We start from the raw sequence: 6,946 nt of genomic DNA, 5'->3' as shown, positions 1-6,946 counted from the left end.
CGCCGCCTGCACATCGACCTCATGCTGGTCACCTCCACCTCCTGTTGAGCGCAGCGCAGGCACCACGCACCCGCGCACACGACTGCACCGCATCTCCCCGCTCCAGGACGAAAAGACACCTCCGTGCCCTCAGACGCGCTCTCTCCGCGCTCTCCCCTGCCCGCATCCGCACACCACGCCTCCGCCCCCTCTGCTTCCACCCGCGCCCCTGGTTCATCCGGACGCCCGCACACATCTGCACCCGCGCTCGGGCCGCGCGCTCCCCGCTCCTTCGCGCGCTCCCTCAGCCGGCGCACGGTGCTGACGGGCGGCCTCGGCCTCGGCACACTGCTGGCGCTCACCGCCTGCACCCCTGACGACACCGCACCCCTGACCGGCGGCACTCCCGCTCCGGGCGGCGTGCTGCGATACTTCGAGCCGCAGACGTGGACCACCCTGTACCCGCCCTCGGCCGGCTTCTACCCCAACGGCGGGATCGTCAACAACATCACGGACCGGCTCCTCTACCAGGATCCGCAGACCCTCGAGCTCCACCCCTGGATCGCGGAGGCGCTGCCGGAGTCCAATGCGGACGCCACGGAGTTCACGTTCCGGATCCGTCCGGGCGTCACCTACTCCGACGGCTCCCCGCTGGACGCGGAGAACGTGGCCCGCAACTTCGACCTCTACGGCCGCGGGGACAACACCCGCGCGCTGCCCGTCTCGGAGCAGATCACCAACTACGCCGGGTCCGAGGTCGTCGATGCGCACACGGTCGTCTTCCGCTTCGACGCGCCGGCCCCCGGCTTCCCGCAGGCCACCTCGACGATGAACTCCGGGCTCGTCGCGAACGCGACCCTGGAACTCGACGCGGAGGGGTTCGGGCCGGGCAGCGCCGCCTCGGTCATCACCTCGGGCCCCTTCCGGATCACCGAGGAGGAGGTGGGCACCCGCCTGTCCGTCCGCGTCCGCGAGGACTACGACTGGGCGCCGCCGCACCTGGGCCACCAGGGCCGTGCGTACCTGGAGGGCATCGACTACCTGGTGAACGGCGAGTACTCGGTGCGGATCGGCGCGCTGGTCTCCGGGCAGGCGGACGGCGTGCGCCAGGTGGACGCGCCTGACGAGGCCCGCGTGCAGGAGAAGGGCATCCAGCTCTACGCCCAGCCCACCAACGGCATCAACAACAGCATCAACTTCCGCCCCCGCAATCCCATCCTGGCCGATCGCACGGTGCGCCGCGCGCTCACCCACGCGATCGACCGGGAGCGGATCGTCCGCAAGCTGTTCACGGACAACTACCCGCTCGCCACTGGCATCCTCGCCTCCGGCGCGGCCGGCTACGTGGCCGCACCCGGCGCGTGGGCCTTCGACCCGGACGAGGCGAACGCCCTCCTCGACGAAGCCGGCTGGACGCAGCGCAACGGCTCCGGCCGCCGCGTCAAGGACGGGACGCCGCTCACCCTGCGCGTGAACATCGCACTGCCCCAGCCGCGCTCCCGCGAGGTGATGAGCCTCGTCCAGGAGGACTTCGCCCGGGTGGGCGCCAACCTCCTCATCAACGAGGGCGACTACGCGCAGCAGACCATCGACGGCCTCGAACTGGACCGCGTGCAGGTCTACCACTCGATGGTGGCCCGCGCGGACTACGACGTGGTCGCCAGCCAGTGGTCGGTGGACAACCGCGACGCCTTCCTCAACCACGACGAGGAGACCGGGGCCTGGGGCGACGAGCGCACGCAGGAGATCCTCGAACGCGTCACCGGCTCTGCGAACGCCGGCGACCGCGCCGCGGCGGTGGCGGAGCTCCAGCAGCACTTCATCGACGAAGCCCTCGTGGTGCCGCTCTTCGAGGAGCCCCAGGTGTTCGGCTTCCGCCGCCGCGTCCGTGACTTCTCCACCGAACCCGTGGGCCGCCCCGCCTTCTACTCCGTCTGGCTCGCGGACTGAGGCATGACCGTCTGAAGCACGGGCAGCGACCCCCGGCGTCCGCGTGGCGCCGGCGGCCTCCCCGCCTCCCCGGGTCCGCCTCCGTCCCCACAGGAAAGACCTCACATGTCACCCACCCTCAGATACATCGCAGGCCGCTTGGGCCAGGCCGTGCTCGTCCTGTTCCTCGCCTACACCGTCGCGGCCCTGCTCCTCATGATCCTGCCCGGGGACGGCGTGCTCGCCCGCTACGCCAACCCGGCGCTGGGGCTGTCCGCGGAGCAGATCGACTCCATCCGCTCCTCCTACGGCGCGGACGCGCCGTGGTTCGTCCAGTACTGGCAGTCGCTCACCGGCTTCCTCACCGGCGACATGGGCTACTCCGTGAACTCCGGCGCGGCGGTGTCCACGCTCATCGCCGCGGCGCTGCCCTCCACCGCGGTCCTCGCGCTCTCCGGCTTCGTCGCCGCCGTGGTGCTGGCCGTGGCGGTGGCGGTCCTCGCCTCCTACGGGAGGCCCCGCTGGCTGGCCGCCGTGTTCGACTCCGCCCCCAGCCTCTTCATCTCCGTGCCCGTCTTCTGGCTGGGCATCGTCATCATCCAGGTGCTCAGCTTCCAGCTGGGGCTCGTGAGCATGGTGGACCCGGGCCCCGTGGAGGCGCTCGTGCTCCCCACACTCACGCTGGCGATCCCACTGTCCGCCCCGCTCGCACAGATCCTCGTCCGCGCCATCGCCGAGGTGCGCGCCCAGCCCTTCGTCCACGTCGCCCGGGCGAAGGGTGCGGGCGAGGCCTGGATGCTCGTCCACACCGTCGCGCGCAACGCCATGCTCCCGGCGCTCACCATCGCCGGCCTGCTGTTCGGCGAGCTGGTGGCCGGCGCGGTCGTCACGGAGACGGTGTTCGGCCGCGCCGGGATCGGCGCACTCACGGCCCAGGCCGTCGCCAACCGTGACAACCCGGTGCTGCTCGCGATCGTCGTCATCGCCACCGCCGGCTTCGTCCTCGTCAACCTCGCCGTCGATCTGCTCTACCCCGTCGTCGACCCCCGCCTGCGCCATCGCGGCCGGGTGGGTGCGGCCGCACGCCGGCAGCTGAAGGGAGCGCACGCATGAGCGCCGTCACCGCACAGGCAGCACCCGCGCCCGAGGCCCCCGCGCCCAGGCGGCACGCCCGCCGCCGCGCGCCTCGGGTCACCACCGTCGTCGCCGCGGCGATCCTGGGCATCACGATCCTCTGGGCCCTGGTCCCCGGCCTCTTCACCGGTCACACCCCCATCGACGGCGGGGAGCCCGCGCCGCTGCTCGCACCCAGTGCCGAACACTGGTTCGGCACGGACCAGATCGGCCGGGACGTCTACTCCCGCGTGGTGCACGGCGCCTCGCGCTCGCTGCTGGCCGCGCTCATCGCCGTGGCGGTGGGCCTCGTGGTGGGCTCCGCGATCGGCCTGATCGCCGGCTCCCGCGGCGGCTGGGTGAGCGAGGTCCTCATGCGGATCGTCGACGTCCTCCTCTCCATCCCCGCACTGCTGCTCACCCTCACCATCGTCATCGTGCTGGGATTCGGCACCGTCAACGCGGCCATCGCGGTGGGCATCACGGCCATCGCGCAGTTCGCGCGGCTCTCACGGGCGCAGACCGTGTCCATCATGCAGGCGGACTACGTCCAGGCCGCGTACGGCTCCGGCGGCAGCTACTGGGGCGTCCTGTTCCGCCACGTCCTGCCCAATGCCGTGAGCGCCGTGCTGGCACTGGCGGTCCTGCAGATCGGCAGCGCGATCCTGCAGATCTCCACCCTGGGCTTCCTGGGCTACGGCACCCCGGCGCCCGCTCCGGAATGGGGACTCATCATCGCCGAGGGCCGCAACTTCGTGGCCACCGCCTGGTGGCTCACGGTGCTGCCGGGCCTCATCGTCATGGCCGTCGTCGTGTCCACCCACCGGCTGGGCACCGCACTCAGGGAGGCAGCGCAGTGAGCGGAGCAGCGATCGGCACCGACTACTCGATCGAGTACCCGGACGGGTTCGCCGCCGCGGCGAGCGCGGCGCACGCGCAGCCGCCCGTGCTCACCGTCTCCGGCCTCGGGATCGACTACCTCACCCGCAGCGGCGAGTCCGTGCCCGCGCTCCGGGATGTGGACCTCACGATCCGCCCGGGCTCCATGACCGCGGTGGTGGGCGAGTCCGGCTCCGGAAAGACGACCACGGCCTCGGCGGTGATCGGTCTGCTCGCGGCGAACGCGCAGGTGAGAAGCGGGTCCATCGTGCTCGGTGCGCACGGCACGGACCCCGAGCTGGAGCTGGGCGCGCTGGGGCCCCGCGAGTGGAAGAAGGTGCGCGGCCGGCGGATCGGGTACATCCCGCAGGACCCCGGCACCTCGCTCAACCCCGTGAAGACGGTGGGCGAGAACGTCGCGGAGTCCCTGCGGCTGCACACCGCCCTGGGAGCCGAGGCCCGGCGCGCCCGGGTGGTGGAGCTGCTGGACCGGGTGGGGATCGACCGTGCCGCGATGCGCGCGGACCAGTACCCGCACGAGCTCTCCGGCGGCATGCGGCAGCGTGCCCTCATCGCCGCGGCGATCGCGGTGGACCCGCAGCTCCTCATCGCGGACGAACCCACCTCCGCGCTCGACGTCACGGTGCAGAAGCGCATCCTCGACCTGCTCGACGAGCTGCGCCGCGAGGCGGGCACCGGCATCCTCTTCATCACCCACGACCTCGCCGTCGCCGCCGAACGCGCGGACGCCCTGCTCGTGGTCCGGCGCGGGCACGTCGAGGAGAGCGGACCGGCCTCACGCCTGCTCCGCCGCCCGGAGAGTGCGTACACGCGCAGGCTCCTCGCGGACGCCCCCGCGATGCAGTCGCTGCTGGGCGGACCGGAGGCCGCGCAGACCGGCGCGGCGGAGGCCGCTGCGGCGGAAGCCGGTATGGCGGAGGCCGGCACCGCGCGGGCGGACACGGTGGAGGCGGGCTCGGCCCAGACGGGCTCGGCCCAGCCGGACACGGCGCAGACGGCAACAGGTGAAGGCACCCAGGCGGCAACAGGTGAAGGCGCCCAGGCGGGCACCCCCTCCTCCGCCGCCTCGGGCGCGGCAGCCGTCCCCTCGAGTGATCACTTCACCCAGCCAGAAGATGCTGGGCGGCTGGGGAAAGCGATCACACCAGAGGCGGATGCGGATTCCCCGCCGCTCGTGACCGTGAGCGGGCTGACCCAGGTGTACGCCCGGGTGCCGCGCGATGAGCACGACGCCGATGCCGGTGAGCAGATCATCGGCATCGAGGACGTGTCCTTCACCGTGGCCCGCGGCACCACGCTGGGGCTGGTGGGCGAATCCGGGTCCGGCAAGTCGACGATCGGCCGGGCGCTCACCGGCTTCCTCGCACCGCAGTCCGGGTCGATCCGGGTGGGGGAGCTCGACGCCGCGCACCTGGACCGCCGAGGCCGGCGCGCGTTCCGGCGCACCGTCCAGCTGGTGCACCAGAATCCGGCGAGCGCGCTGGACCCCGTGCACTCCGTGGGGGCCAGCATCGAGGAGCCGCTGCGGAACTTCCGGATCGGGTCCAGGGCGGAGCGCCGCACTCTGGTGGAGCAGGCGCTCGAGCGGGTGGCGCTCGACCCCTCGCTCGCCTCGCGCCGGCCTCGGGAGCTCTCCGGCGGTCAGCTGCAGCGTGTGGCGATCGCCCGTGCGCTGGTGATCGAACCGGAGCTCGTGGTGTTCGACGAGGCGGTCTCCGCGCTGGACGTCACCGTGCAGTCCCAGATACTCGAGCTCATCGACGGCCTGCAGCGGGAGCTGGGGCTCACCTACGTGTTCATCTCGCACGACCTCGCCGTGGTCCGGCAGGTGGCGCACACCGTCACGGTGATGTCCGCCGGCCGGCAGGTGGAGTCCGGGCCGGTCGCAGACGTGTTCTCGCGGCCCGGCGAGGCCTACACGAAGCAGCTGCTGGCAGCCATCCCCCGCCCGCTGGAGACGCAGGTGCTGGACCACCAGGCGCTCTCGATCTGAGGCCCCGCACCTGACGTTTCGCACCTTTCACCCGAGTGCATGCGTCCCAGCATGCGCACTCGGGTGAAAGGTGCGAAACGTGTGAGCGGGCACGGCGCGGTCTGAGGCGGCGGGGCACCGCGTGCCGGGCGGACCTGAGACAATGGGGGCATGCCTGACAACCCGTTCCCCCGCTCCATCGCTCCCGCCGATTCCGTGCCTGCGGGCATGGAGGACCGCGAGGCGGACGTCGTCGAGTTCAACGACTTCCGGCCCCGCTCGCCGCAGAAGGTGGCGGTGGTGACCGGGGGTTCGAGCGGGATCGGCGCGGCGATCGTCAAGGATCTCGCCCGGGACCACGTCGTCATCGCGGTCGGCCGGGACTGGGCGCGCCTCAACGCCGTCGCACAGCTGGCGGAGGAGATGCACGGCGGCTCCGCGGCAGGTACGGGCAACTCCGCGGCGGCGGCCGGACCCGCCCGCGTCATCCCGGTGATCGCGGACCTCGAGGAGCCGGACTCCCTGGAGGCGGTCTTCGACGAGGAGGTCCGCCCGTTCGGCCGTCTCGACGTGCTCGTCCACAACGCGGCGGTCGCCAGGCGCCGCACGGTGGAGGACGCCTCGATCGAGGACTGGCGCGAATCGCTCGCCACCAACGTGGTGGGGCCGGCGGAGCTCACCCGCGTGCTGCTGCCGTGGCTGCGGATCGCCAAGGGCACCGTGGTCTTCATCGGCTCCGGGGCCTCGCGCACCTCCGTGCCCTTCCACACCGTCTACTCCGCGGCCAAGCACGCGGTCCAGGCCGTCGCGGACGGTCTCCGCCAGCAGGTGAGCGCGGACGGCGTGCGCGTCTCCACGGTGGCGCCCGGCCCCACGCACACGCCCATGAACGACCTGGAGCACCCGTACCCGGTGCAGGAGCGGGAGGTGCGTCTGGAGCCGGAGAGCGTGGCCCGCTCCGTGCGACACGTGGTCGATGCCCCGGCCGAGGCCTCGGTCAGCGAGCTCTGGGTCCGCCCCCGCGAGTGAGCGCGACTCTCCCCTCCCCGGAGT

General features: G+C 72.4%; 5 protein-coding genes. All 5 read left to right on the top strand.

The genetic code is table 11. From position 1 onward, the window contains the following. Positions 1 to 297 precede the first annotated feature (297 nt). The 5 genes from Q0A33_RS00735 (at position 298) to Q0A33_RS00715 (ending at position 6,922) form a co-directional block, all read left to right on the top strand. Positions 298 to 1,929 (top strand): TIGR04028 family ABC transporter substrate-binding protein, encoded by a 1,632-nt coding sequence (locus Q0A33_RS00735; RefSeq protein WP_291791672.1) that lies wholly within the window; start codon positions 298 to 300, stop codon positions 1,927 to 1,929. A gap of 105 nt (positions 1,930 to 2,034) precedes the next feature. After that, positions 2,035 to 3,021 carry an ABC transporter permease gene (locus Q0A33_RS00730; protein ID WP_291791670.1) on the top strand — a complete coding sequence of 329 codons (987 nt, stop codon included), beginning with the start codon at positions 2,035 to 2,037 and terminating at the stop codon, positions 3,019 to 3,021. Beyond that, the gene (locus tag Q0A33_RS00725; protein WP_291791667.1) at positions 3,018 to 3,881 is read left to right on the top strand and encodes an ABC transporter permease; all 864 of its coding nucleotides are present in this window, start codon (positions 3,018 to 3,020) and stop codon (positions 3,879 to 3,881) included. Before Q0A33_RS00730 ends, Q0A33_RS00725 begins: the two co-directional genes overlap by 4 nt. Then, positions 3,878 to 5,914: an ABC transporter ATP-binding protein gene (locus tag Q0A33_RS00720; protein ID WP_291791663.1), complete on the top strand. Its 2,037-nt coding sequence runs from the start codon at positions 3,878 to 3,880 to the stop codon at positions 5,912 to 5,914. Before Q0A33_RS00725 ends, Q0A33_RS00720 begins: the two co-directional genes overlap by 4 nt. Positions 5,915 to 6,064: 150 nt before the next feature. Further along, complete coding sequence (locus tag Q0A33_RS00715; protein WP_291791660.1) at positions 6,065 to 6,922, top strand: SDR family NAD(P)-dependent oxidoreductase; 858 nt, start codon at positions 6,065 to 6,067, stop codon at positions 6,920 to 6,922. The last annotated feature ends 24 nt before the right edge of the window (positions 6,923 to 6,946 follow it).

Origin of the sequence: Brevibacterium sp. (assembly GCF_022712115.1) — a bacterium.
Classification (GTDB): Bacteria; Actinomycetota; Actinomycetes; order Actinomycetales; family Brevibacteriaceae; genus Brevibacterium; species Brevibacterium salitolerans.
Note: the sequence above shows the minus strand (reverse complement) of the source record. Positions and strands in the feature narration are given on the sequence as shown.